Genomic DNA, 25,349 nt, shown 5'->3' on the forward strand with positions numbered 1-25,349 from the left:
AAACCGGACAGCCATATAGCTGAAATAGTCGTGGAGTTTTGAGGATCTTTAATACAAGGCTGTCCGGTAATGTCGGCGTTTTAGTGTAGGGGTGACAATGCGATTGTATCGGGTGACAATGCGATTGTATCGGGTGACAATGCGATTGTATCGGGTGACAATGCGATTGTATCGGGTATTGCCTTTAATTCTCCGCGTACCTCTGCGCTTACCTCCGCGCTACGAGTGCGTTTAAATTTCAACCCTCAATTCGCCACGATTTTACGCAATAACGAGAAAAGTATCCGATAGGACGGCGTGAGGTTGTAACGTACAACTTGTATAACATGCAACTGCGTATCCAAACTAAGGAAAGATGTGATTTAAACACCTGTGCCATAAAGTAGTACATTGAAAAATGCATCTAGAGTAGCGTTATTATTCTTGACAAAATTACCTGTGCGAAAAATAGTTATTGCCGGCAACTGGAAAATGTTCAAAACTCAGGCAGAATCCCAAGAATTTTTAGAAGGATTTCTGCCCACCTTACAACAAACACCCGACGAGCGAGAAGTCGTTTTATGTGTACCGTTCACAGACTTAAGCGCTTTGTCCAAGAATCTGCATGGAAGTGTTGTACAGCTAGGAGCGCAAAATGTTCACTGGGAAGAAAGCGGAGCATACACCGGTGAAATCTCCGGTCCCATGTTGACAGAAATTGGCGTGCGTTACGTAATTGTCGGTCATAGCGAACGCCGACAATACTTTGGGGAAACTGATACTACCGTCAACCTGCGTCTCAAAGCAGCTCAAAAGTACGGTCTTACGCCAATTTTGTGTGTAGGTGAAACTAAGGAACAACGAGATGCAGGAGAAACCGAATTTCTGATTAGCACTCAGCTAGAAAAAGACTTGGTGGATGTTGACCAAACTAACTTGGTGATTGCTTACGAACCAATTTGGGCGATCGGCACTGGTGACACTTGCGAAACAAAAGAAGCCAATCGCGTAATTGGTTTAATTCGCAGTCAGTTGACAAATCCAAATGTTCCAATTCAATATGGCGGTTCAGTCAAGCCAAATAATATTGACGAAATTATGGCTCAACCGGAAATTGATGGGGCTTTAGTGGGAGGAGCGAGTTTAGAAGCTGCGGGTTTCGCCCGAATTGTTAACTATAAGTAATCCCATGTCCTATCTTCTTGTTCCCACGCTCTGCGTGGGAATGCAAATCTTGGGGCTGCTACGTCTAGCTTTGATGAATGTAGTAAGCACTTTAGTGTTTAAATAAAGCACTGAAGTGCTTACTACGTATATGCCAAGCAATTTGATAATTCGGGGACGCTGTTTCGATTGGGGACAGCGGACTTATCTCATGGGCGTTTTAAATGTGACGCCTGATAGCTTTAGTGATGGTGGCGATTTTAACAGCGTTGCTGCGGCTTTAATACAAGCAAAAACACTGGTAGCCGCTGGTGCTGATATTATCGATATCGGTGGTCAATCGACTCGACCCGGAGCGGCGCAAATATCTGTGGCTGAAGAACTTGAGCGGGTGCTGTCGGTGTTGCAAGTACTCAGAAAAGAAATGGACGTGCCAATTTCTGTAGATACCACAAGGGCAGTTGTAGCAAAAGCATCTATAGAAGCTGGAGCGGATATAGTCAATGATATCTCTGGGGGCACGTTTGACTTAGAAATGTTGTCAACAGTTGCTAAATTAAATGTGCCAATTATACTAATGCATATGCGGGGAAACCCAGAGACGATGAATCAACTCACAGATTATCAGGATTTGATGGGGGAGATTTATAGTTTTTTAGCAAGGCAAATTGCAGCTGCAACAGATGCGGGTATTGGCTTTGAGAAAATAATTATCGATCCTGGTATTGGTTTTGCCAAGAATTACGAGCAAAACTTAGAAATATTTCGCCGCTTGCGTAAGCTCACAAAACTCAACTGCCCTATCCTAATAGGACCATCCCGCAAAAGTTTCATTGGTCGCATTTTAGATCAACCAGACGCAAAAGCACGAGTTTGGGGAACCGCAGCGGCTTGTTCTGCTGCTATCTTTAATGGTGCTGATATCCTGAGAGTTCACGATGTCAAAGAAATGCGCGATGTATCACTAGTTGCTGATGCACTTGTGCGACACTCTCCACATCGTGATTAAATCAGTTAAGAAGTGGGTTTTGTCATGCCTATTCTAGATTTGGATTTTGGATTGACGCAAAAGTTTAAAATTCCAAATTTAAATAAATGGTTTCAATCCCCCGAATTTCAAAGTTGGGGATAATCTCAAATCTCAAATCCAAAATCCTTAGACAGAACCATTCTCAGAAGGACTGCCAATACCTTCAGTACCTACAGTGTCACCAATCATCTGGTCAATTGCTCCCTCTGACATTCCTGGATTGAGAAAGACAACTTTAGCATTGGTACTGGCACCGAGTCTGTGGCTAGCTTCTACGTTTTCTTGAGCTACTAGATACCGAAGGATTTCTTTAGTTTCTGGCTTGGAAGTTATCGCGTCAGAAAGTATCCGAATAGATTCCTTAGTTGCTTCTGCTCTCTTAATTGAAGCTTCCCGCTCTCCTTCTGCTGTGGTAATAGCTGCCTGTTTTCTGATTTGAGCCGCTTGCTGCTCTGCCATTGACTTCTGTACACTTTCAGGTGGTGTAATCCTCTGAATATCTACCCGAAGAATCTCAACTCCCCATTCTGAGCTTACCTGGTTTAAAACCTGCAACAGCGATTGGTTCATCTGATTTCTAGAAGAAATGGTTTCCGTTAAAGTTCTATCGGCAATGTTGGCACGAAGTTCCACCATCACCAGGTTTGTTAGCGATACTTGGATATCATCGATTTTATAAAAGCTTTTCTCCATACTCATGATTCGCCAGTTGACAACGCCATCAACTTCTAGGTAAACGTTATCTTTGGTGATTACATTTTGAGGCTTAATATCTAAAATCTGTTCTCGTGTAGTATCTTCCATCACAATACTATCGACCAAGGGAACAATAAAGTTCAGACCTGGCTTGAGTTTGCGATGATACCGTCCTAAACGCTCGACTAAGGCTTCATTACCTTCATTAATCAGTTTTGCAGACCCTAACGCATAGCCTATAAGCACTAAGACTATAGCAACAATTGGCTCCATATATGCTCCTATTCAGCTTTTGGTAGAATTTAAATTTAATCTAAAGGACACGGCACTAGCTTGTCCTACCTTTAAGTCTAATGTGTTGAATGTGTGTAATCTTATTATCACAATCAGCAGTAAATGGCAAGACACGATAACGCAAGGCAATCGCTATTAAAGCACTTGAGTGTCACGCTGGCAAGTATTTTTTTTGGGAGTGGGGAATGGGCATGGGGCATGGGGGAGGCAGTGCGGTCTTGGGGTCTCCCCAAGACCGCACTGCCAAACCTATGCCCATTGCCCAATTACTTAACTACAAACTCCAGCCACGGTTTAATATTTGCTGGTAACTCGGAAACTAGACGCAACGGCAGTTGGGGTGTAGAAAAAGATTGGGCGTAAGCTGATGTAAGAAAAGGTTGATAAATTCTCGCTTCTGGTGTAAGTTGAAGGGTAAAAGCTAAACTGACACCACGAGTTAGTTGACGCAAAGGTTCGGTTTCTACACCACGCCGTTCTTTAACGATGGTGGTGGCTGCACTTCCTACATATGCTGGGTCGCTAATACTCAAGTGAGTACCACCAATAGCAGTTAGCAGATATTTGGTTCCTCGCAGTTGAGTAAAAGGTTGGATTTGATGGTTTAGCGCTGGGGTCAGAGAGTCTTCGGTGCCGCTTAAGATTAAAACTGGGTTGGTAATTTTACTTAAACCGTTTTTACCAAATAGTTTACCGACTAGAGGATTGAGCGCGATCGCACTTTTTACCCTTTCATCTTTTAATTGTATTTTCCTATCTCCTAAAGGTGCTGCTGTACATTGCAACCAATCTCCCGGAGATTCTCCAAAAGTAAGAGAATTTTGACAATATTGCCGTAAATCCTTTAAGTCTAATTCTCCCCCCACCAAAGCCAAAGCTGTATAACCTCCCAAAGAGTGACCGATCGCAGTCACTTTCTCGGTATTTAGCTTTCCTTGAAGTTGTCCTGGTTGAGAATTTAGTTTCGCCAGTTCATTCAATAAAAATGTAACATCCTTTGGACGGTCAATAAATTCTGATGCTGGCATCAAATCGGCTAAATTACCTGATGCGGAAGCGCTATTAACTGATGTCAGGTTGCTACCAGGATGTTCAATTGCCGCAACCGTAATGCCGTGAGATGCTAGATGACGCGCTAAATATTCGGAAAATTTGCGATTTGCCCCAAAACCGTGAGAAATTACAACTAAGGGTGCTTGGGCTTCACTTCGACTTGAATATATATCTACAGGAATAATTCTATTTCGTTGTCTGTCGGTAAAAGTTAGGGTTTGTAGTATCTCTGTTTCTTGACCTCTTGCCGCCGGGTCGAAAGTTGCCCGAAAGGGTATATTATTGTCAACAGCTAATTCTCGTGCTAACAAGACTCCCAAAGCTTGACTTTGCAAGCGATTGGCGCTAAATTCAACCAATAGAGCGATCGCACCAGTTGCATCTACGGTAACATCTTGTTGTGGGTAAGCTCGTAAAAAACCAAGTGCGCTTAAACCGTTGAATTGTCGCAGCGCTATGTTAAGTGTTCCTTGCAAGCTTTCGACTGTACTACCAGGTATTGCTACTCCTAAGGAGGCAATTAATTGTTTACCTTCTGGTGTTCGCACTAAATCAGCGATGAATTTGTCTGCTACAGCCGGATCTACTTGCAAGCGTCTTGTCAGCAATTTTTGTACTTCCGGTGAGAGTACAGAAGATAAAATTTCCAGCTTTTCTGGTAGTTTACCAGTTTTGGCGTATTTTTCTAAGTCGGCGATCGCTACTGACTGTTCAAATGGACCTAAGCGGATAATAACTCTTTGAGCGGCTAAACTAGAGGGCATCCCCACACCCAAACCGAAAGCTAAAGACAAACTACACAATAATTTGTGTGCGAAGGCAATTTTACGCCGATTTCTTACCAATAGCTGAAATTGCATAGATTTATTTGCCCAAGTTTTGTGACGCGGGTATGAGTACAGTTATCAAAACTAATTGCTGCAATTTTCGTTTGCGATGAATGCACTTCTTCTACAACTTATAGCAAAAATTTACTTTCCTTCTTTTTTCGGGCGTTATATATGTTCAGGTTAGAGTCATAAGAATTATGCGATCGCTCCTTTATGTCCTACAATATACTACACTGACTTGAATCGAACATGAGTCTTAATTTTTACAATTTAATTTGGCAAGGTCATATTTTTACACATACAATCGGTAAAATGGCGATGGGTGTATAAAACATCAGCCTCAATATCATAAATTTATTACTTTATTAAAAATTCAGGGTAAAAAAGCTATCGTTAAACTTCAAATGGCAGACCGGATAAATGATATCGCTTGGCAAGCTCACCTGGGTAGCGTTGCTGCGATTATTCAAGTATTGAACGAAAAATTAGCCAATTCTGGTGTCAGAACCAGAGCTATCTTTGCTGATGGAGTCTTACAACTTCTTTGTGAGGCTCGTACAGTCGATAAACTTGAACAATCAACTCTAGTCAAGCAAATCCAGCAAATTCTCGAATCAATCGCACCGCGTAACATTCGCCGAGTTAACATCAACAGTCGAATTGTTCAAGAACAGCAATTGTTATGGTTAGAGGAAATTACCCGCGCTCCGGAAAATCATTTACTTTGGTCAGAGGAAATTATTTTAGCTCAACCAACAATAATACAGCAAGTAATTCAAGATTTCCAAGAGCGTAAAATCGAACAAGCAAAGCCAAATTTACCCAAGTCGCAATATTCTAGTTCTTTAGTAGTTATTAACAAAAATAAGCGCAGAAAATCCCCCAGTGGACGGATGCTGGATACAGTGGGTTTATGCTTATTTTTATTTGTCCTTGGCTGGAGTGCTTATGTTTGGTTAGGTGGTAGATCAAATTTAACGCCACAACAAGTGCTTAAATCTTTATCACCGACGGTAAAATCGAACGAGCCAGCTTCGACTAACTCTGAACCAGAAATACCACCTTTGGCGGCTATACCAAGTGATTCTACGCTAGATGAAGATTTGTTTGCAGCAGCCGTGAGAATTGCCAATCAAGCTTCTACAATCGGTAAAAATGCTCAAACATCAATTCAATGGTTGGATTTAGCTGCTAGGTGGCAAAGAGCCTCTGATTTAATGAGTAAAGTCCCATCCAATCATAGTCGGTATAAAGAAGCTCAGATTCGCACTAAGTTATATCGAGAGTATAGTGAAGCGGCGCAGAAAGAAGCAGACAAGAGTAAAAAAAGTCACTCATTCAGCAGTTAAAAGTTAGGAGTTAGGAGTTGGGAGTTAGGAGTTGGGAGTTAGGAGTTAGAAGAACTGCATCCATAAATAGATGGAGTTTGGTGAAAGTGAAAAATTATTTATTTTAGGCGATCGCGCACCTCTTATCACGAGGCTTTAAACCATAGTCATCTACACCGGGAGCAAACGCTGACTCCTGAATTTTTCTTCGTAAATCTTACCAGACTGACGCAACCCAAAAATTAATTTCCCAAACTATTGACACTTTATAATACATGTACTACATTATGAATACAAGCTGATGTTTATAGCGGATAGCTCAATTACCAGAGCGCCCATCTTACCCGCAAGGGACGATTTAATTGAGGGTTATCGTTGACAAATAATCCCTTGATTTAAATAAGAGGAGATGCAGGTGAAAATCCGGCTTTGCTATAGATCGCAGTTCAAAATCCTTGTTCACAACTTGCCTAAAAAGGACGACGAATTGAGGGTTATCGTTGCTGTTAGCTTAGATGGTAGAGCGTCTGGGAATACCGGAAGGCGCGGATTCGAGTTCCGCACGGCAAACCAATTAAGAATGAAGTATTTTGCTTCATTCTTAATTAAAAGATTCACTAAAAACTCTCAGACAAAAGAGAAAATTAAAATTCAAAATTTTATACGTGGGGGTAGCCAAGTGGTAAGGCACTGGATGGACAATTGTCCATACTCCTTGGTTCACAAACTTGTCTGCAAAGACCGAAGAATTGAGGGTTATCGGTTCCAAGATTCGTAGGTTCAAATCCTGCTCCCCACACCAATTAAAAATTTTGAATTTTAAATCAGCGAATTTTCATGTGGCGGGTAGCTCAGTGGATAGAGCGCTAAAACATCCTTGTTCACACCTTGTCTGAAAAGACCGACGAATTGAGGGTTATCGACTTAAGTTCGAGAGGTCGCAGGTTCGAGTCCTGCTCCGCTACACCAATCAATTTTAGATTTTCGCAAAATCTAAAATCTAAAATCGGTAAATCCAAAATCTCATGTGGCGGGTAGCTCAGAGGATAGAGCGCTAAAAATATCCTTGTTCACACCTTGTCTGAAAAGACCGAAGAATTGAGGGTTATCGACTGTTAATCGAGAGGTCGCAGGTTCAAATCCTGCTCCGCCACTTTTCATTTTGCCCGTAAGGGCTGGGAGATGAAGTCATGAATTATAAATTCTTTACAAAAAAGAAGACAGGTACACCACAATCTCAGCCTATCCCCGGACGGGAAGCAGAGATGATTCAGGGACGTAGTGGTGGATTCATGTTTGATGCTGGCATTTGGCAGATGTTGCGTCGCTGTTTGCTAGTTGGTACGGCACAAAGCACTTATTATGCCGGAAAGCGAGAATTAACAGAGGATTTTGTTGAGGTTTTGAAGCAGGCGATCGCTTTGAATCCCCGCCGTGTTGCTGAAGAAATATTGTATGCTAGCGATGGACGCGCCATCAACAACAGTGCGCCTATCCTTGCATTAGTGCTGCTGTCGATGGGTGAAGCACCAGAAGCCAAAAAAGCTTTTATGGAAATCTTTCCCCAAGTTGTCCGCACCGGTAGCCACTTCTACGAATGGTTGAGTTACACCAAATCTCTGCGGGGATTTGGCAAGGTGGTACGCGAAGCTGGTAAAAATTGGCTATCTCGTGAAGATGTGAAAGGCTTGGCTTATCAACTTTTGAAATATCAACAGCGTCAAGGCTTTACCAATCGCGATGCATTAAGGTTGTTTCATGTCAAGCCACCTACAGAAGATCATCGCCAACTGTTTGAGTGGGTGGTTAAAGGTTGGGAAGAAATGCCTGTGGAAATTCCTTCGCAGGCGATCGCGCAGATTTGGTGGTATGAATGGTTAAAGCGGAATCCCACCAAAACTCATGAAGCGATTACTCAAGGACGCTTAACCCACGAAATGGCTGCACCTGTGGGCAAAATGGATAAAGCTGCTTGGCAGCTACTTTTCTCTGAAATGCCAATTGGTGCAATGTTGCGTAACCTCGGTTCACTAACAGAACTGGGTGTTTTGCATTCCTCAGAAAGTGCGAATTTGCTGCGCGTGGAAGCTGTTCTCAACAACAAAGAACATCTGCGTAAAGGACGCATCCATCCGATTGATGTTTTGAAAGCGTTGAAAACTTATCAATCTGGGGGAAAATTAGGACGCAGCCAAAAGACTTGGAACCCAGTTCCTCGGATTGTAGACATCTTAGAAAAAGCGGTTGAATTGTCTTTTGATGTAGTCGAACCCACAAATAAAGTCTTCATGCACGCCGTTGACGTTTCTGGTTCAATGGGTGGTATGGTTGCGGATATGGGGCTGACTTGCTGTGAAATTGCCACAACAATGGCGCTAGTTACAGCAAAAGCTGAGAAAAACTACATGATTCGCGGCTTTGCTACGGACTTCCGCGACTTGGGTATTACTGCCAAAGATAGTTTTGGTTCGGCTGTTCGCAAAGCTAGCAATCAAAACTTCGGTGGAACAGATGCATCTGTAGCCTATGACTGGATGATTAAGAATAAGTTTAAAGCAGATGTCGTTTGCTTTTGGACAGATTCAGAATCATGGGCTGGTTACAAGCATCCAAGTCAAGCGCTGGCTAAGTATCGGCTTCATGTGAATCCCGATGTCAAAGCGGTGTATGTCACTCTGACACCTTATCAGATTACCTTGGTAGACCCGAAAGATCCGCTGTCCTGGGATTTAGGCGGATTCGATCCGGGAATTCCTCGGATTATTCAGATGTTAGCTACGGGTGAATTGTAATGGGGCATTGGGCATGGGGCATTGGGCATGGGGCATAGGTTTGGCTGTGCGGTCTTGGGGTCTCCCCAAGTGGAGCACCTGCCGTCATTGGGCATAGGTTTGGCTGTGCGGTCTTGGGGTCTCCCCAAGTGGAGCACCTGCCGTCATTGGGCATTGGATATAATTCTTCCTTGTCCCCCTGCTCCCCCTGCTCCCCCTGCTCCCCCTGCTCCCCCTGCCCCCTGCTCCCCCTGCTCCCCCTGCTCCCCCTGCTCCCCCTGCTCCCCCTGCTCCCCCCACTCCCCCCACCTCAGTCTTGGCGGGTTTTCCTGGTTCACAACTTACCTGAAAAGGACGACGAACTTAGGGTTATCGGTTAAAATCTCCACCATTGTGGGGATCAGCGGGTTCAAATCCCGCACCCGCCGTTATTTTATGATAAATATAAACTTGCTCAAAGGCGATGCGGAAGCCGCCACTTCGCGATCGCACCCCTGACTTGCGATGTGCGACTATACAAACAAAGCTAGCCTCGGTAAGCGATGATGCTATTCTATCGTTGCTAAAATACTGGCAGTGGTGGTGATTGGCAGAATATGTCAGCCAAAGATAGATTTCACGACGTTGTAAAAACTGCACTTGAAAAAGATGGGTGGACGATAACCGACGATCCACTAAGGATTCCTATTGATCGTCTGACTAATATGTTCATTGATATAGCCGCAGAAAAACTAATTGTGGCAAACAGAGAAGGACAGAAAATTGCTGTTGAAGTCAAAAGTTTTTTAAGCCCTTCTACAATGTCAGATTTTCATACAGCGTTAGGACAATTTATCAATTATCGTTATGCTTTAGAAGAACATGAGCCTGAACGTGTTCTATATTTAGCAGTACCAGCAACCACTTATGAAGAATTTTTTACTACTCGTTTTATTAAATTTGTAACTCAACGCAGTCAAATCAATCTACTTATCTTCGATCCAGCCAAGGAGGAGATTGTACAATGGCAAAATTAGAAGAATATCGTCAGTATATTCAACAAGTATTAACAAACTACGCCCAGTGTCGAACATCCCATAACAAAGATGATGAATTGGAGATGCAAACCGTCTTTGATACAATGCGCGATCATTATCAGTTAATCTATGTTGGTTGGGACAAAGGAAAGCGGGTTTTCGGTCCGGTGATGCATCTTGATATTAAGAATGGCAAAATTTGGATTCAGTGGAATGGTACTGAAGATGATATCGCGGCGGAATTAGTGGAAATGGGTGTAGCTAAGGAAGATATTGTATTAGGGTTTCATACGCCGTATATGCGCTCCTTTACAGATTTTGCGGTGGGGTAATTTTAGGCGAGTTGGGGTGAGGGCGCCTAAATTCGACACAAAATAACGAGTGCGATCGCTTATCATTTCTCCAAGTACCGAATACTTAATTAAACGTCCCTAAAAAAGCAATAATTGGTTTCCACTGATACACCAGTCAACACGACAGGTGCATATCGCAACAACGGTAAGCTTGACTCTAGCCCATTTATCAGCAAATATAAACGGCAGTTATTCCCTAACCCCCAGTAAGAAAGCCTAATTCCTCAACCTACCCAGAGGAAGGTATATTTAACCCCCAAGAATATGTCACTCGGAAGTTGCCAGCTTTGCCTTACACGAGTCAAGCTTCAAATTGACGCCTAGCAAGCAATAAAATTTTCGCTTTTTTCGTTGCGAGAAAAAGCACAGAACAGTCTGATGCGTCAAGTTGTCAAGCATAAAGCAAAAGCAAACCATGACATTTGATTATGACCTCTTTGTAATTGGCGCAGGTCCAGGAGGACTAGCAGCAGCTAAAAAAGCAGCCGCGTTAGGTGTCCGCGTCGCCATCGCCGAACAAGAAGCCCTCGGTGGTACCTGTGTAAATCGCGGCTGTACTCCCAAAAAATTCATTGTTTACGCGGCTGATTTTGCCCTTCAAAATCAATCGGCACAAAGCTACGGCTGGAGTGACTGTCAATGGCACTTTGACTGGACACTATTTATTAAGTCAGTACACCAGAAACTTGAAGGTATTCAGCATTCTTTCCTTCAGCAGTTGCAAAAAGCGGGAATTGAAATAATTCACGGTGGTGCAACTTTCGTTGATGCTCATACCCTTGAAATTGAAGGACGCAAAGTCACAGCTGACAAAATCTTAATTGCTGTCGGCGGACATCCTGTGCAACCGGATATTCCCGGTATAGAATACACTATCACTTCCCGCGAGATGTTTCACTTGCCTTATTTACCCAAACGCTTGGCGATTATTGGCGGTGGTTATATCGGCGTAGAATTTTCCAGCATGATGAACGCTTTTGGGTGCGAAGTCACGGTTATTGATACCGGGGAAATGATTTTATCAGGCTTTGATGATGACATTCGCGCTGGCGTTCAAGAAGGTTTGAGCAAAAGGAAAATTCGCTTTATCAGCAACAGCACTGCGAAAGAAATTAAATTCTCAGATGACGGTTTGCTGCTGACTACTACAGGCGACAAAGAAGAAATCATCACCGCTGATACAATTTTAGTTGCTACAGGTCGCGCTCCAAATACCAAGAATCTCGATTTGGAAAAAGCCTCAGTTGAACTTGGGGAAAAAGGAGAAATCAAAGTTGATGAATACAGCCGCACCAATCAGGAAAATATTTTTGCTGTGGGTGACTGTACCAACCGCGTGCAATTAACGCCAGTTGCAATAACTGAAGCTACTGATTTTGTCAATTCAGTTTTTGGCAAAAAGCCGCAAAAACCAAGTTATGATTTTGTCGCTTCCGCCGTTTTTGCCCGTCCAGAAGCTGCAAGTGTCGGCATGTCAGAAGCAAAAGCGCGGGAAAAGTTCGGCAAATCTGTAAAATGCTACCGCAGCAAATTCCAACCGCTATTTTATCAACTGACCGAACAAGATGAGCAAGCAACTATTAAATTAGTAGTTGAAGGCGAGTCTGAGAAAGTTTTAGGCGTTCATATGGTGGGTGAACACGCAGCCGATATAATTCAAAGTCTCGCGGTTGCCATTCGCAAAGGTATCACCAAACAAGATTTGGATGACACAATTGGTATTCATCCGACCACAGCCGAAGAGTTTTTGACATTAGATTGAACTAGGGACTAGGGTTGTGTTTTCGCTCCTGCCCGACACCCGCGCATGGTGCGGCTATACGAGCTTAGTCCGCCTGCGCGGACTAAGAAAAAAGGGTTTTTAGCCTACCTTCGCAGGCTTTGTTCGTATAGCCTCAGGCTTCCAGCCTGAAGGCTTTTGGGGTTTGAAAACACGCCCTAGGGTTGTGTTGCCCTTTTAAGCTTTTCTAGAGTTCAGTAGTTGGGTAGAATAGCAAATGCGAAAATCTGCATCCGTACTTCTACCCAAAAAGCTGCAAGTTCCGAGTTCCAAGCTCGAAGTTTCGAGTTCCGAACACGAAGTTTCGAGTTCTGAACACGAAGTTTCGAGTTCTGAACACGAAGTTTCGAGTTCCAAGCTCGAAGTTTCATGTTCCAAGCTCGAAGTTTCAAGTTCCAAGCTCGAAGTTTCAAGTTCCAAGCTCGAAGTTTCAAGTTCCGAACACGAAGTTCCGAGTTCCGAACACGAAGTTTCGAGTTCCGAACACGAAGTTTCAAGTTTGATACCGTATCCGTCAATAAAAAGTCACAAACAACACCGCAATAATCGTAGAGACGTTCCGCCGGAACGTCTCTACAACGTGTGTCCCAACGCCGGATATGATATTAAACACGAAGTTTCGTGTTCCAAGCTTGAAACAATCTTTGGTAGCGTAACGCACCCTACAAAAATTGCACATTAATAAATTCATAATTTTTAGCGATCGCCCACCATCAATCTAGGGGCGGAAATCTCCGCTAACACTCTTCTGATGAATTTTGTTTCAATAGTTATAGAGAAACAATTAGCGAAGTTGTCCTATTTGCAGGAAACATAATTATTATGACGTATGATTACGATTTGTTTGTCATTGGTGCTGGTTCTGGAGGTTTAGCAGCTTCCAAGCGGGCAGCTAGCTACGGTGCAAAAGTGGCGATCGCTGAAAATGATTTAGTCGGTGGAACTTGTGTGATTCGCGGCTGTGTTCCCAAAAAACTCATGGTTTACGGGTCTCACTTTCCCGCATTATTTCATGATGCCGCAGGTTATGGCTGGAAAGTCGGTGAAGCTGAGTTAGATTGGCAACATTTCATTACTTCTATAGATAAAGAAGTCCGCAGGCTATCGCAACTGCATATCGATTTTCTAGAAAGAGCTGGCGTCGATCTCATTCCCGCTCGTGCTAGTTTAGTAGATCCTCACACCGTAGAAGTTGATGGACGCAAAGTTACCGCAGAGAAAATTTTAATTGCTGTCGGTGGGCGTCCGGTTAAACCAGATTTACCTGGTATGGAATATGGCATTACTTCTAACGAAATTTTTCACCTGAAACAGCAACCGAAGCACATCGTCATTATTGGCGCGGGTTACATCGGCACAGAATTTGCTTGCATCATGCGTGGTCTGGGTTCCGAGGTGACACAGATTACTAGAGGTGACAAAATTTTGAAAGGTTTTGATGAAGACATCCGCAGCGGAATCGAAGAGGGGATGACGAATCACGGCATTAAACTGATCAAGAAGAATGTGATCGAAACAGTTGAGAAAGTGCCGTCAGGAATAAAGCTGACTTTATCACAACAAGACCAAGAACCGATAATTGCCGATGTGTTTTTAGTCGCAACCGGTCGGATGCCGAATGTTGAGGGATTGGGTTTAGAAAATGCCGGAGTCGATCTTGTTGAAGGTAACATCGAAGGACCCGGATACAGCAATATGATGGCGATCGCTGTCAATGAATTTAGTCAAACTTCCCAAGAAAATATCTTTGCCGTCGGTGATGTCACTGACAGAATTAACTTAACTCCGGTAGCAATTGGTGAAGGTCGCGCTTTTGCTGATAGCGAATTTGGCAACAACCGCCGTTTATTCAGCCATGACACTGTTCCTACAGCGGTATTTTCCAACCCAGAAGCGGCTACAGTCGGTTTAACCGAAGCCGAAGCACACGATAAATACGGAGATGCAGTCAAAGTATATCGTACACGCTTCCGCCCATTGTTTCATAGTTTAACGGGCGCTCAAGAAAAAACGATGATGAAGTTGGTAGTCGATGGCAACACCGACAAAGTATTAGGCGCTCACATGGTCGGAGATAGCGCAGGTGAGATAATTCAAGGTGTAGCGATCGCCGTCAAAATGGGTGCAACCAAAAAAGATTTTGATGCCACCGTCGGTATCCATCCCTCATCAGCAGAAGAATTCGTCACCATGCGCTAATACGATTTTGGATTTTAGATTTTAGATTTACAGATTGGATCTAAAATCCATTCCCCACTCCCCACTCCCCACTCCCCATTCCCCACTCCCCATTCCCCACTCCCCACTCCCCATTCCCCATTCCCCACTCCCCATTCCCCACTCCCCACTCCCCCACTCCCCCACTCCCCCTTGCATTACATCTACCTCCACGGCTTTGCTTCGAGTCCAAATTCTGCCAAAGCGCGGGATATAAACTCGCGCTTTGCCCAAATTCACACTCCGTTAAAAATTCCCGATTTGAATTTGGGTGATTTTTCTCATCTGACAATCACGCGGCAGCTAAAACAAGTTGCCGCTGAATTTCCCTTAAATGCTGCTGAGGTGACTTTGATCGGTTCGAGTTTGGGTGGTTTAACCGCAGCTCATTTAGGACAACAATATTTACAAGTGCAGCGTCTGGTTTTGTTGGCACCGGCATTTGGATTTTTATCTCATTGGTTGCCAAACTTGGGAGATGAAAAGTTGCAGCGTTGGCAACAAGAAAAATATCTAGAAGTTTACCATTATGGTGAAAAGCGATCGCTTCCCCTTCATTACGAATTCGTTACCGACGCGCATCAATATCAAGAACGACAACTGCAACGTCCCATCCCTACCCTAATTTTGCACGGAAAAGAGGATGAAGTTATCCCGATTCAAGCAAGCCGCGACTTTGCATGTTTACGTCCTTGGGTGGAGTTAGTCGAACTTGACAGCGATCACGCTTTAGGCAGTGTCACATCAGAAATTTGGCAAGCAATTAGATTGTTTTGTCAATTGCCATAAAGCTGTAAAATATGAAGTTCTCACATAACCAATTTTCGTAAGTCAATAGTCCAAAGTCAAGAGTCCAAAGTCCAAAGTCCAAAGTCCAAAGTCAAGAGTCCAAAGTCCAAAGTCCAAAGTTTTTGCACCATTGACCATTGACTATTGACTATTGACTATTGACTATTGACTCCTAACTAACTATGCTGCCATTTATCCGCTCAGATTTAGCTAAATTTAGTGCTTACAAACCTCATCCCGGTAGTAGTACAGCAGAACCAGTTCCATCGCAATTGGATCGGCTGGATACGAATGAAAGCCCTTATGATTTGCCACCTGAGTTAAAAGAAAAGCTTGCGTGGGAATATCAGCAAATAATCGAAACGAACCGTTATCCTGATGGCGGACATGAGACACTGAAGAATGCGATCGCTCTCTATGTCAATGAATCAGCTAACCTTGCGCCATCTTTTTTCACTGCTGCTAATATTTCTGTAGGCAATGGTTCAGATGAACTAATTCGCTCAATTTTAATTGCCAGTTGTGTGGGGGGAGAAGGTTCGGTTTTGATTGCTAATCCCACTTTCTCGATGTACGGGATTTTGGCGCAAACTTTGGGCATTCCCGTTGTGACGGTGGGTAGAAATGAAGCGAATTTTGAAATTGATTTACAAGCGGCTGATAAAGCTATAGAACAAACGCAAAATCCGCCGATTCGGGTGATTTTTGTAGTTCATCCTAATTCCCCCACAGCCAATGCTTTAACTGCAGCAGAATTAGCATGGTTAATAAATTTGAGCGATCGTATTTTAGTAGTAATTGATGAAGCTTACTTTGAATTCAGTCAGGATACCTTAGCTAGCGAATTACCACAACGTCCTAACTGGATAATAATGCGGACATTTTCTAAAGCCTTCCGCTTGGCTGCTCATCGCGTTGGCTATTGTCTGGCTCAACAGCAGTTGATCGCTATTCTAGAAAAAGTGCGCTTACCTTACAATCTTCCCAGCGTCTCTATCGCTGCGGCGTTAATTGCTCTGCAAAACCGCCAATTGTTATTAAAGTCAATTCCCCAAACACTCGTTGAACGAGCCAAACTTATCGAAGCTTTATCTCAATACCCAACATTACAAGTTGCCGAAAGCGCTGCTAACTTTGTTTACCTGCGACTAAAACCAAATGCTTTGAACCAAGAAGACGATTATTTAATAAATCTTACCCAAAAGCTGAGAACTGCCGGCACTCTTGTGCGACACATCAGTGGAGGATTGCGAATTACAGTAGGAACCCCAGAGGAAAACCTCCGCACGCTGAGTCGCCTACAAACTGCTTTAACAAATCTTTAATATTAACAACCAGCTTTCAAAAAGGGGTGCATGGGAAAGGGGAAAGGGAAGAAAAATTTTTAATACGTGCTGGTACGCAGTTTATGTTGGCTAGTTAATTAAACCGGGTATACTCATCGCTGCCCAAACGCCGTACTATTCCCACTGTTTGTGGCAGCACACCTACCAAAAGAGCAAAGGCAATATCAGGCAACTTATCCACCGTTTCTGGTGGAAAGTATTGCTCAAATTGATCGAGAATCTTTTGGACTCGTTGCTGTGGCAGTGGGTTTTCTGTAATTTGCTTGATTAACCGAATCCACTGGCGTCTAATCAAGTAAGCTTTTTGACGCTCGTCATAAGAGTCGGGAGTCAATAGCTGCAAATTACCTATCGGCAATAAATTTTGACAATCGCGATCGTAATCACCTCCCACTGCTGCGCCGGGTCCTGCAAATTCTGCATGGTAGCGTTTGAATAGTATTAACCCATTTCGCCGACGACTGTTAACGATAAAGACCTTTCCACTATGCAGCTGTGTGAGGATATCCGAGCCTGGAGATTGCTCAGTTCCATCAGGCATGACAATATAGTCAAGGAAACTAGTTTCAGGGTAATAAGTTGATACCATAGCAGTTTGATAGCGTTGGCGGTTTTCGCTATCCATGTTTTCTAAAAGTTTCAAAGAATTTGGTAGTAGTCTGCACTTCAACACTTAACTTGATTTAAATCAAAATGATTGGTTTTATCTTAATTATCAAGACTTTTTGCTTTATTTAACTAAGATAAAATTAAATGGACTTTTTTCAGCAATTAAATAATCATATTTTATGAGATTTAACTGACTTTGTCTTGATTTCAAGGAGTTGTTTTTTTAAAGTTTTTATAAAGATGAATATCTCAAATGCAAAGTTCTTATGAGGGATTGAATCTTATTTATCGTATTTATACTAATATTACAATCACAATCACTTTATTTGTATCTAAAGAAAATTATTTTTTAAGATTTGGATATCTCAAATTCATATCATATAAATCAGCTAAATATTACATGATTATTTAATTTTTATTAAATAGTATATTTCGGAAAAAACTATAAGAGTGATGCATAAAAATAAAGCGTTTTCTCCGTGTGATTACTACCACTTAGGTACACGAGCGATCGCGATCGCGCTTATAAACCCCATTCGGCACAAGCGAGTGTTCGCGCCCGTCGATATCGCATTGCCACAATACGTATAAGCACGTATAAGCATTTATTTCTTCTTTCTTGGCGAACGCGCAACGCGTGTCGCAGACAAGCGCCTCTCACGAGTGGGAGAAGGTGAGACCAAGGCGAAGGTATTATGCAATCAAAAAAATTATTCCTTTTAATTGTCACAAAGTACATATGTGAATGACAAAAGCTGTGATAATTTAATATTTTGTAAACTTAATTAATAACTATTTATTTATGCAGAAAAAAACGAAAAGATATAATTTTTTGTAACAATTAAGCATTCAGAAAATATCCCTCTCTATTGCCTGAATGCGAACAGCAAGTTACTAGAAGACGCACTTTTGGCGATGCGTCATAGGTTGTTCGCAATATGCAGGGGCGATCGAGGAGTGAATTTACAAAACTGAAAAATTTAGATAGTCTCAGAATGTGGCAAGTACTTGTGCAAGAATATCTGTCGGGAGCGTCCCAGAAAAAAGGTATTCCAATAAGATTCGACTTGATGCACCTGATATCCCGCCTTAAAATAAAGCTGCCGTGCCTGATGGTTATTTTCCAAAACGTGGAGGTATAAGTCTTTAAAACCCCACAACAGGGCAACTTTTTCACAAGCTTTAAGCAACTCCGACGCAGCACCCAAGCGACGATATTTTGGGTGAACAGCTAAATTAGACAAATAAGGAAAACTCTTGCCAACAGCCGTCCAAGAATCACCAAAACGCACACCCAGTTCTACAGTTCCAACTAAGTTATCAGTTGTAGCAGTAGTATCAACGGCAACTAAACAAACGTGATGGGGTGCGCTTGATGCTAGACGATGCCTTAAGTCTTCGTAAATACCCAAACGTAGCAACGGGAAAGCCCATCCCCAGATACCATTTGGCGAGTGAAAACTTTCGGTAATGATTTCGGCAACATTAGTCAAATCAGCAGGAGTAGCCGCACGAATTTGAAATTGGTTAAAAGGTTGATCGGCGGCAAATACTTGCAGTTGGTGGGATGGGTGAAAAAACCAGGGTGTCGTCAAAGCTAATTTAGTATTGATTTTATTCTGTGGAAAATCTTATATAATATCCCAAAACATCATCAAATCTGGATGAATTGCGTTCTTCTATTAAACATTTAACTTAGCGCGTGAGATTTTAATTTTGCGTAGTATATGAGGAATTGAGTGTATCCCCAAATTCCTGTGTCTTTGGTGCGATCGCTCAAAGCTCCGGTACTTGTACAAAACTTGACCTCTTAGGATACGCAATTGCAATGCAATTGCGGATGAAAACACCTTCGTAAGCTTTGCATCATAGGGACGTGGTAGCCAATTAAAATGCCAAAAAAGCAGTTTGTCAGGGCTTTATGCTTCAAAAGCATCTATCTAAATAAAGGTTTAAACATTCCCAGCAAAGGTAAAAGCGTACAAAGCACAGAAAATTTGCTTTTTGGTCATATTCTGATGTGTGATTATTTTTGACAATAATATAACTCAATCATCCTAAACTATGCTTGCAGTATCTGCCATCAATCCGTAGCAAGCGATCCGGATTAAAACTGAGCGCCATCTTTTTTGCTCAAATATTGACATAAAGATAATTAAGCATTTTATTATAGATGTATTTGTCTTCTCTAATAGTTAAGTTTTGTGAAAAAATAACTGGATTGGGAATCAACTTCATAGCGAAATTTTTATCTGATGTCAACCCCAATACAATAGTGGGCGTTTGACTAGAGGATGCTTACTTATACAATACAATCGTCCGCAATCGCCAAAAACTCGGTTTTTGCGTTCGTTATGGTAGGCGATCGCTCTTCGTGCCGCCAAGAGATTTTCGTTCGTAGCGTTCATTTAGCTTGATTTGGGATACGATAGCGCGATCGCTCTTGGCGTGTCCTAGTAACTGGGTTTCAACAATGGCGCGCATATTCCTAGTAATCTTCAATTTTCCTGCACTACCACCTGACAAATGGTTCTCATTGCTCAATTGTCAATCTTATACTTGTCTAATAGTATACTGAGGTTTGAAATATTATTCTTGTAATATTGCTGATACCATGACTGCCATAAATAAAATTTACTTGCAAATGTTAGTGCAACTGTTGCGGGGGGAAAACTTAATATGCAGCTCCTGTGTGGATTTTTAAGCCAGATTGGAGATCTGTATCGCGATAGAAGGTGAAGGGATTAGCAAGCAAATATGTATTCTGTAACAGTAATGACAACCAAATTGATTGGGGTGCATCAAAGCAAATGGCGATCGGCATCTTCTATTGAGGCGAATTACTGTGAGTAAACGCTTTAGAACGAAGCCGTCATGTAGCCAAACAGCCTATGGAGTCGAAATGTGCTATTACCTGACTCAGAAACATTCTCAAGAGATCGGATTATTCTTTAACCGACTGCCGTTGCAGCAGGAAAGCGGTGCATGAAATCCCAATCAAACAGTAAGCCGAAAATTTTGGTTGTCGATGACGAACCAGACAACCTTGACTTGCTTTACCGCACCTTCTATCGCGACTATAAGGTGCTTAAGGCATCTTCTGGTCCAGCGGCATTAGAACTGCTTCAGCAAGAAGGAGAAGTCTCCGTGATCATCTCCGATCAGCGGATGCCAATGATGAGCGGTACAGAATTTTTGAGCCTAACCGCGACTCAATATCCAGATATCATCCGGATTATCTTAACTGGCTACACCGATGTCGAAGACCTGGTGGAAGCAATTAATGCTGGTAAAGTATTCAAATATGTCACCAAACCGTGGGAAGCAGAGGAACTCAAAGCAGTGGTACGCCAAGCTTTGGATACCCATAACGTTCTCAAAACCCGCACCCGCGAACTTACCCGCACCCTGCGTCAAGAATCGCTGCTGAACACCGTCACAAACACGATTCGCAGCGCCTTAGACTATCGGCAAATTCTGCAAGCAATTGTGGATACCGTGGGTCATATGCTGGAAGTGGATGTCTGCTTGTTGCGTCCTTTCCAAGATGGGCAGTTGGTGGATGAAAATTTTATTTACCAAAGAGCGGTTGAAGAGGAAAAGGAGACAGGGGGACAAGGAGACAGGGGGACAAGGAGACAGGGGGACAAGGAGACAGGGGGACAATTCTTTCCCCCCATCTCCCCATCCCCACGCCAGTCGCTACAACGGAGGGAACCGGAGCAACGCGCTGGCTCCCCTCTCCCCATCTCCCTCTCGCCCACTCCCCCCCTTCCCCCCTCCCCCCATCCCGCTCTACTAGCGCAGACAGTATGGGAAATCCGGGAAGTGCAGGTGATTCATGATGTTGCAATAGATGAGCGTATTCAGGGCGATACTGCCGAACTATTGAGTCGGGCTGCTGCTTTTGCTACAGCTAAAATTTGCTCTAGCTTGGTAGTTCCACTGATTTGCCGACAAGAACTTATGGCGGTGCTGGCGCTGCACCAGTGCAAGCAGCCCCGCGTGTGGTCAACAGACGAGGTGCAGTTAGTGGTGATGGTGGCGGATCAGGCAGCTTTAGCTTTGTCTCAAGCTTATGCTTACGAGCAAGTGCGTGCTTTGGCGAAACGGGAATCGCTAATTAATACGATTACGAGCGCGATTCGCTCTAGCTTAGATCCTGAAGATATTTTTGCAGCGATCACCCAACAATTAGGACAAGCCTTGCAAGTCGATGGCTGTGTTTTGTCTTTGTGGACAGAGGAAGATGAGTATGTCAAGTGTGTGGGCTTGTATGAAAGTTCTTACAGTTCAGAGGATTCTTTCAAACTAGATCATCCTTGGGAGACAGGTAGTCATAATTACATAGACAATCAGGAATTCCCTCAATCTCAGTCACCGATTCACTCTAATCCAATTCTGCAAGAAATGTTGCGGACACAAGAGCCTGTGGTAATTACGGATATGAGCCAGTGTCCGCCAGAAATCAAGGGGTTTGATTTGCCCTTAAGAGGAAAAGCGCGATCGCTCATGGTGGTTCCTTTACTGGCTGATGGCAAAAGCATCGGTAGTATTACTCTGCGTCAAGATAGCAGATCGCGCAAGTGGCTGCCTACAGAAATTGAGTTAGCAAAAGCTGTCGCAGCTCAAGCGGCGATCGCTGTACAGCAGTCACATTTATACCAAAAAACTCGCGAACAAGCTGAACGCTTGCTGCAATTAGACAAACAAAAAACCGAATTTTTCCAAAATATTTCTCACGAGTTCCGCACACCTATAACCTTAATTCAAGGACCACTAGAATCAGCGGTAGCCACAAAAGAAGGATTATCATACGCCCAAAGTGCGATCGCCTTACGCAATTCCAGACGCTTGCTAAGATTGGTAAATCAACTACTCGATTTGCAACGCCTTGATGCTAAAAGGATGCAGCCTAGTTTCCGTCCCTGCGATTTAGTTGAATTTGTCAACCAAATTGTCGAATCGTTTCGCCCTTATTGCGAGAAAAAGGGACTGAATCTGATTACCGAACTAGAACCATCTCCTAAAGTATATTTGGATATGGAAAAATTCGACAAAGTACTTTATAACCTGCTGTCGAATGCCATGAAATTTACAGACATAGGTGGTAGTATTACTGTGAGATTGCAATCTCAAGGCGATCGCTGTAGATTGCAAGTACAAGATACGGGAATTGGCATTGTTACTGAACAAATTCCCCACTTATTTGAACGCTTTCGCCAAGCTGAAGGAACTGAAAATCGCCAGTACGAAGGTAGCGGCTTAGGTTTGGCTTTAGTTAAAGAACTCGTGGAAATGCACGGCGGTAAAGTCACTGTAGAATCAGTTTACGGCAAAGGTACTACCTTTAGCTTATGGCTGGTCAGCGGAAACGCTCATCTACCGTCTGAACAGTTGCTAGAAGCGCCTTGTGAAGTAAACATCAGCCGCGCTAACGTTGAATTAGCTGATTTAGAATTACAATCAATAGACGAATTTGAAAATATTAAAAAAGACTTATTAAATAGTGTTAACAATCAAGAAAATGAACTGAAAATTGGCGAATCAATTTTGGTCGTAGATGATAACCCAGATTTGCGGACTTACGTATCAGAAATTCTCCGCGCTAATGGCTATCGAGTGCATACAGCGCGTAACGGTTCCGAAGGATTTCTCATGGCTAAGGAAATAATACCACGCCTGATTGTCAGCGACTTGATGATGCCTTTGGTGTCAGGTATGGAGATGATTCGGATGATCCGCAACGAGGAAAAGTTGAAAGGAATTCCAATTATCTTGTTAACGGCGAAAGTTGATGAAGAAACCCGCATCGAAGGTACAGAAAAAGGTGCAGATGCTTATTTAGCTAAACCATTTAACGATCGCGAACTTCTAGCTGAGGTGCGAAATCTCTTAGCTTTGAAAGAAAATGAACGCCGAGTTTTGGAGTTAAATACTTACCTAACAGAATCGGTGCTTAAGCGCTTTTTACCAAGTGCGTTGGTGCAAAAAGCCGCAACCGGAGATTTAGTTTTGGATTTGCGACCGGAACCGCGTTTGATTACAGTTTTGTTTAGTGACATTGTGGGTTTTACTCAACTATCAAACACCCTCAGATCGCGACGTGTAGCGGAATTGCTTAATGAATATTTAGAATCAATGACCAAAGTGGTCTTTGAGAATGGCGGCACTATCGATAAATTTATGGGAGATGCTATCTTAGCTTTATATGGAGCGCCGGAAGAACTAACGCCTAATGAACAGGTGCGTCGGTCGATCAACACAGCAAGAGGAATGCATCGCTCATTGAGTGAGTTAAACCAGCGTTGGCGAGAACAAGGTATATTTGACTCCGACGGACGTAATGGCTTACAGTTTCGCTGTGGTATCCACCAAGGTACAGCAGTTGTCGGGATGTTTGGTAGCGCCGAACGTGCCGATTATACAGCGATCGGTCCTTCTGTGAATATTGCCTCCAGATTGCAAGTTGCTGCTGTTCCTGGTACTATCCTCGTTTCTGCTGCGGTTGCAGATTATTTGGATGAAGATGAAATAACTAAAGGTAGTCCGTTAGAACTTAAAGGAATAGATGAAACAGTTCTCACGTTTGCTGTCAAACCAGAAATAACAGTTAGTCGATAGTGGATAGTGGTTAGGAGTTAGGAGTAGGAGTTAGTAGTTAGTAGTTAGGAGTTGTAGAGACGTTCCGGACCGAACGTCTGTACTAAAGTTAGGAGGAGCGGAGTTAGTAGTTAGTAGTTAGTAGTTAGTGGTGAATATTTTTTTACCAATTACCAATTACCAATTACCAATTACCAATTACCAACAACCAACAACCAATTATCTAATATGACTCAATCGGTTGACCAAACTGCAATAAAAGATGTAACATCAAGGCGACATAACGATCCGCCGGGTTTGTGGATTGCTGTAGTCACGAGTTCAGTTGCTTTGCATTTGCTGGTGTTCTGGCTAATGCGCTATAATAATGGGTTTGGTCTGTGGTTTCCACGAGATAGTCAAGCAATTGTTCCGATTGAGGTTATTGAAATTTCTCCTTCCTCATCAAAAGCTAAACCAGCAAAACCACAATTAAAAGCTAAAACAGTCTCTCCACCATCAGCAAATCAACAGTCTTCAACAGTCACGCCAAGAAATGAAAATTCTGGCGGGATAAATTTTGGTGCAAGTCGTCAACAAAGAAAAAGAAACATTTTTGCCTCTAAACCTAATACTAAATTCGTTCCTAAACAATCAGTTCCCACACCCAAGCCGATATTCACACCCACACCCACAGCAACACGAACACCAACACCCACACCAACACGAACACCGACACAGAAATTCACACCGACACCGACACCGACACCGATACCGACGCCAACACCGAAACCCACATCATTTGGTAATCTTCCTTGGAAACGCTTTCGTGAAGAAATCAGTTTAGGAAAGCCGACACCGTTACCAAAATTTACACCAGTTGAACCACCTCAGCCAATTGGGGAAGATTCACCAACTCAAAGTCGCAGAACTCCACAAAAGCCAATTGGGGAAGATTCACCAACTCAAAGTCGCAGAACTCCACAAAAGCCAATTGGGGAAGATTCACCAATTTCAAGTCGGAAAACTCCACGTCAGCCAATCGGTGAAGATTCGCAAATTCCTCCTACCCGCAAAACTCCTCAACCTTCAACAGGAGGAGGATTGATAGCTACTTTGCGTTTTTTAACTGCAGACGAACAGGGGATTTTTATCCCGAATCCTTTACCTGAAGGTCTGATTTTACCGGAACATATAGGTAGTAACCAAAAACAAATTGACTCGCTTTCTATTAAACCTAATTTGGATCTTCCAGATAAAGAGTTCTTAACTACCTTGGTGATTGATAAAGCTGGCAATTTAGTCCAAGTTTTAGTTCAAGATCCAGCGATCGCACCGGAACAAAGAGCTAAATATCAACAATTCGCTAACTCTATTTTCCAAGGCGAAAAATTTCAGCCTGCTCGCTACCCAGATGGTACACCAGGACCAGAGTTGGTTAATCGCTTTGTGCGAATCAAAATACAGCGTCGTTAAGTTTGATTAATTGCTTGAACTATTATCACACATTGT

Annotated in this window: 22 protein-coding genes and 4 tRNA genes; 19 read left to right on the forward strand and 7 right to left on the reverse strand. The window is 43.0% G+C overall.

The window, feature by feature from the left end:
• Positions 1-97 precede the first annotated feature (97 nt).
• From PI95_RS05260 to folP, 3 genes are all read left to right on the forward strand, one after another.
• Entirely contained in the window at positions 98-235 is a 138-nt protein-coding gene (locus PI95_RS05260) for a hypothetical protein (RefSeq protein ID WP_163518632.1), read from the forward strand.
• A 203-nt stretch (positions 236-438) separates the two neighbouring features.
• A complete protein-coding gene (gene tpiA / locus PI95_RS05265; protein ID WP_039754252.1) occupies positions 439-1,164 on the forward strand; it encodes a triose-phosphate isomerase in 726 nt (241 codons plus the stop codon).
• A gap of 130 nt (positions 1,165-1,294) precedes the next feature.
• Positions 1,295-2,152, forward strand: a complete 858-nt coding sequence (gene folP / locus PI95_RS05270; RefSeq protein ID WP_052325855.1) for a dihydropteroate synthase — start codon at positions 1,295-1,297, stop codon at positions 2,150-2,152.
• 147 nt (positions 2,153-2,299) lie between these two features.
• On the opposite strand, the gene PI95_RS05275 is transcribed toward folP, so the two are convergent.
• Together PI95_RS05275 and PI95_RS05280 are read right to left on the reverse strand one after the other, a co-directional pair.
• Positions 2,300-3,142 (reverse strand): SPFH domain-containing protein, encoded by an 843-nt coding sequence (locus PI95_RS05275; protein WP_039753764.1) that lies wholly within the window; start codon positions 3,140-3,142, stop codon positions 2,300-2,302.
• Between the two features lie 287 nt (positions 3,143-3,429).
• Complete coding sequence (locus tag PI95_RS05280; RefSeq protein WP_039753763.1) at positions 3,430-5,076, reverse strand: alpha/beta hydrolase; 1,647 nt, start codon at positions 5,074-5,076, stop codon at positions 3,430-3,432.
• Positions 5,077-5,450: 374 nt separating this feature from the next.
• Between PI95_RS05280 and PI95_RS05285 the strand changes: the two genes are divergently transcribed.
• The 6 genes from PI95_RS05285 (at position 5,451) to PI95_RS05310 (ending at position 9,166) form a co-directional block, all read left to right on the forward strand.
• Positions 5,451-6,395 (forward strand): hypothetical protein, encoded by a 945-nt coding sequence (locus PI95_RS05285; RefSeq protein ID WP_039753762.1) that lies wholly within the window; start codon positions 5,451-5,453, stop codon positions 6,393-6,395.
• Between the two features lie 479 nt (positions 6,396-6,874).
• Positions 6,875-6,947: transfer RNA gene (locus PI95_RS05290), tRNA-OTHER, on the forward strand.
• A 92-nt stretch (positions 6,948-7,039) separates the two neighbouring features.
• Positions 7,040-7,176 (forward strand) — tRNA-OTHER (locus tag PI95_RS05295).
• 37 nt (positions 7,177-7,213) lie between these two features.
• A tRNA-OTHER gene (locus tag PI95_RS05300) sits at positions 7,214-7,343 on the forward strand.
• Positions 7,344-7,402: 59 nt separating this feature from the next.
• Positions 7,403-7,528, forward strand: a tRNA-Asn gene (locus PI95_RS05305).
• 36 nt (positions 7,529-7,564) lie between these two features.
• Positions 7,565-9,166, forward strand: coding sequence for a TROVE domain-containing protein (locus PI95_RS05310; RefSeq protein WP_039753761.1), 1,602 nt, complete (start codon positions 7,565-7,567; stop codon positions 9,164-9,166).
• 143 nt (positions 9,167-9,309) lie between these two features.
• On the opposite strand, the gene PI95_RS05315 is transcribed toward PI95_RS05310, so the two are convergent.
• Both PI95_RS05315 and PI95_RS05320 read right to left on the reverse strand, forming a co-directional pair.
• Positions 9,310-9,483 (reverse strand): hypothetical protein, encoded by a 174-nt coding sequence (locus PI95_RS05315; protein ID WP_163518633.1) that lies wholly within the window; start codon positions 9,481-9,483, stop codon positions 9,310-9,312.
• Positions 9,484-9,514: 31 nt separating this feature from the next.
• Positions 9,515-9,820: a hypothetical protein gene (locus tag PI95_RS05320; protein ID WP_163518631.1), complete on the reverse strand. Its 306-nt coding sequence runs from the start codon at positions 9,818-9,820 to the stop codon at positions 9,515-9,517.
• Here PI95_RS05320 and PI95_RS05325 point away from each other — a divergent pair.
• The 8 genes from PI95_RS05325 (at position 9,742) to PI95_RS05360 (ending at position 16,625) form a co-directional block, all read left to right on the forward strand.
• A complete protein-coding gene (locus PI95_RS05325) occupies positions 9,742-10,161 on the forward strand; it encodes a XisH family protein (protein WP_039753759.1) in 420 nt (139 codons plus the stop codon). The two genes, PI95_RS05320 and PI95_RS05325, sit on opposite strands and share 79 nt — an antisense overlap.
• A complete protein-coding gene (locus tag PI95_RS05330; protein WP_039753758.1) occupies positions 10,149-10,493 on the forward strand; it encodes a XisI protein in 345 nt (114 codons plus the stop codon). The genes PI95_RS05325 and PI95_RS05330 overlap by 13 nt, the downstream gene beginning before the upstream one ends.
• 436 nt (positions 10,494-10,929) lie before the next feature.
• The gene (gene gorA, locus PI95_RS05335) at positions 10,930-12,276 is read left to right on the forward strand and encodes a glutathione-disulfide reductase (RefSeq protein WP_039753757.1); all 1,347 of its coding nucleotides are present in this window, start codon (positions 10,930-10,932) and stop codon (positions 12,274-12,276) included.
• A 235-nt stretch (positions 12,277-12,511) separates the two neighbouring features.
• Complete coding sequence (locus PI95_RS05340; RefSeq protein WP_039753754.1) at positions 12,512-12,976, forward strand: hypothetical protein; 465 nt, start codon at positions 12,512-12,514, stop codon at positions 12,974-12,976.
• Positions 12,977-13,116: 140 nt separating this feature from the next.
• On the forward strand, positions 13,117-14,493 hold the full coding sequence (gene gor, locus PI95_RS05345; RefSeq protein WP_039753752.1) for a glutathione-disulfide reductase: 1,377 nt from the start codon (positions 13,117-13,119) through the stop codon (positions 14,491-14,493).
• A 34-nt stretch (positions 14,494-14,527) separates the two neighbouring features.
• Positions 14,528-14,728, forward strand: coding sequence for a hypothetical protein (locus PI95_RS05350; protein ID WP_163518634.1), 201 nt, complete (start codon positions 14,528-14,530; stop codon positions 14,726-14,728).
• Positions 14,665-15,300 carry a YqiA/YcfP family alpha/beta fold hydrolase gene (locus PI95_RS05355; protein WP_039753751.1) on the forward strand — a complete coding sequence of 212 codons (636 nt, stop codon included), beginning with the start codon at positions 14,665-14,667 and terminating at the stop codon, positions 15,298-15,300. Before PI95_RS05350 ends, PI95_RS05355 begins: the two co-directional genes overlap by 64 nt.
• 182 nt (positions 15,301-15,482) lie before the next feature.
• Positions 15,483-16,625, forward strand: a complete 1,143-nt coding sequence (locus tag PI95_RS05360; protein WP_039753750.1) for a histidinol-phosphate transaminase — start codon at positions 15,483-15,485, stop codon at positions 16,623-16,625.
• Between the two features lie 94 nt (positions 16,626-16,719).
• Here the strand turns inward: PI95_RS05360 and PI95_RS05365 are convergent, their stop codons facing one another.
• The 3 genes from PI95_RS05365 to PI95_RS36665 all read right to left on the reverse strand — a co-directional run bounded on the left by PI95_RS05365 (position 16,720) and on the right by PI95_RS36665 (position 19,739).
• Positions 16,720-17,271, reverse strand: coding sequence for a hypothetical protein (locus PI95_RS05365; protein WP_039753747.1), 552 nt, complete (start codon positions 17,269-17,271; stop codon positions 16,720-16,722).
• A 964-nt stretch (positions 17,272-18,235) separates the two neighbouring features.
• Positions 18,236-18,850, reverse strand: coding sequence for a GNAT family N-acetyltransferase (locus tag PI95_RS05370; RefSeq protein WP_039753745.1), 615 nt, complete (start codon positions 18,848-18,850; stop codon positions 18,236-18,238).
• Positions 18,851-19,607: 757 nt separating this feature from the next.
• Positions 19,608-19,739, reverse strand: a complete 132-nt coding sequence (locus PI95_RS36665) for a hypothetical protein (protein ID WP_268896645.1) — start codon at positions 19,737-19,739, stop codon at positions 19,608-19,610.
• A 501-nt stretch (positions 19,740-20,240) separates the two neighbouring features.
• Here PI95_RS36665 and PI95_RS05375 point away from each other — a divergent pair.
• Both PI95_RS05375 and PI95_RS05385 read left to right on the forward strand, forming a co-directional pair.
• Positions 20,241-23,879, forward strand: a complete 3,639-nt coding sequence (locus PI95_RS05375; RefSeq protein ID WP_039753744.1) for a response regulator — start codon at positions 20,241-20,243, stop codon at positions 23,877-23,879.
• A gap of 207 nt (positions 23,880-24,086) precedes the next feature.
• Complete coding sequence (locus PI95_RS05385; RefSeq protein ID WP_163518635.1) at positions 24,087-25,313, forward strand: hypothetical protein; 1,227 nt, start codon at positions 24,087-24,089, stop codon at positions 25,311-25,313.
• The last annotated feature ends 36 nt before the right edge of the window (positions 25,314-25,349 follow it).

The sequence above is a fragment of the Hassallia byssoidea VB512170 genome (assembly GCF_000817785.2).
GTDB classification, from domain to species: domain Bacteria; phylum Cyanobacteriota; class Cyanobacteriia; order Cyanobacteriales; family Nostocaceae; genus Hassallia; species Hassallia carrinoi.

Bases quoted from the DNA above. Each gene is read 5' to 3' on its own strand.
- PI95_RS05260 (WP_163518632.1), top strand. From the start codon at position 98: ATGCGATTGTATCGGGTGACAATGCGATTGTATCGGGTGACAATGCGA.
- folP (WP_052325855.1), top strand. From the start codon at position 1,295: ATGCCAAGCAATTTGATAATTCGGGGACGCTGTTTCGATTGGGGACAG.
- PI95_RS05275 (WP_039753764.1), bottom strand. From the start codon at position 3,142: ATGGAGCCAATTGTTGCTATAGTCTTAGTGCTTATAGGCTATGCGTTA.
- PI95_RS05280 (WP_039753763.1), bottom strand. From the start codon at position 5,076: ATGCAATTTCAGCTATTGGTAAGAAATCGGCGTAAAATTGCCTTCGCA.
- PI95_RS05285 (WP_039753762.1), top strand. From the start codon at position 5,451: ATGGCAGACCGGATAAATGATATCGCTTGGCAAGCTCACCTGGGTAGC.
- PI95_RS05310 (WP_039753761.1), top strand. From the start codon at position 7,565: ATGAATTATAAATTCTTTACAAAAAAGAAGACAGGTACACCACAATCT.
- PI95_RS05325 (WP_039753759.1), top strand. From the start codon at position 9,742: ATGTCAGCCAAAGATAGATTTCACGACGTTGTAAAAACTGCACTTGAA.
- PI95_RS05330 (WP_039753758.1), top strand. From the start codon at position 10,149: ATGGCAAAATTAGAAGAATATCGTCAGTATATTCAACAAGTATTAACA.
- gorA (WP_039753757.1), top strand. From the start codon at position 10,930: ATGACATTTGATTATGACCTCTTTGTAATTGGCGCAGGTCCAGGAGGA.
- PI95_RS05340 (WP_039753754.1), top strand. From the start codon at position 12,512: ATGCGAAAATCTGCATCCGTACTTCTACCCAAAAAGCTGCAAGTTCCG.
- gor (WP_039753752.1), top strand. From the start codon at position 13,117: ATGACGTATGATTACGATTTGTTTGTCATTGGTGCTGGTTCTGGAGGT.
- PI95_RS05360 (WP_039753750.1), top strand. From the start codon at position 15,483: ATGCTGCCATTTATCCGCTCAGATTTAGCTAAATTTAGTGCTTACAAA.
- PI95_RS05365 (WP_039753747.1), bottom strand. From the start codon at position 17,271: ATGGATAGCGAAAACCGCCAACGCTATCAAACTGCTATGGTATCAACT.
- PI95_RS36665 (WP_268896645.1), bottom strand. From the start codon at position 19,739: ATGCGCGCCATTGTTGAAACCCAGTTACTAGGACACGCCAAGAGCGAT.
- PI95_RS05375 (WP_039753744.1), top strand. From the start codon at position 20,241: ATGAAATCCCAATCAAACAGTAAGCCGAAAATTTTGGTTGTCGATGAC.
- PI95_RS05385 (WP_163518635.1), top strand. From the start codon at position 24,087: ATGACTCAATCGGTTGACCAAACTGCAATAAAAGATGTAACATCAAGG.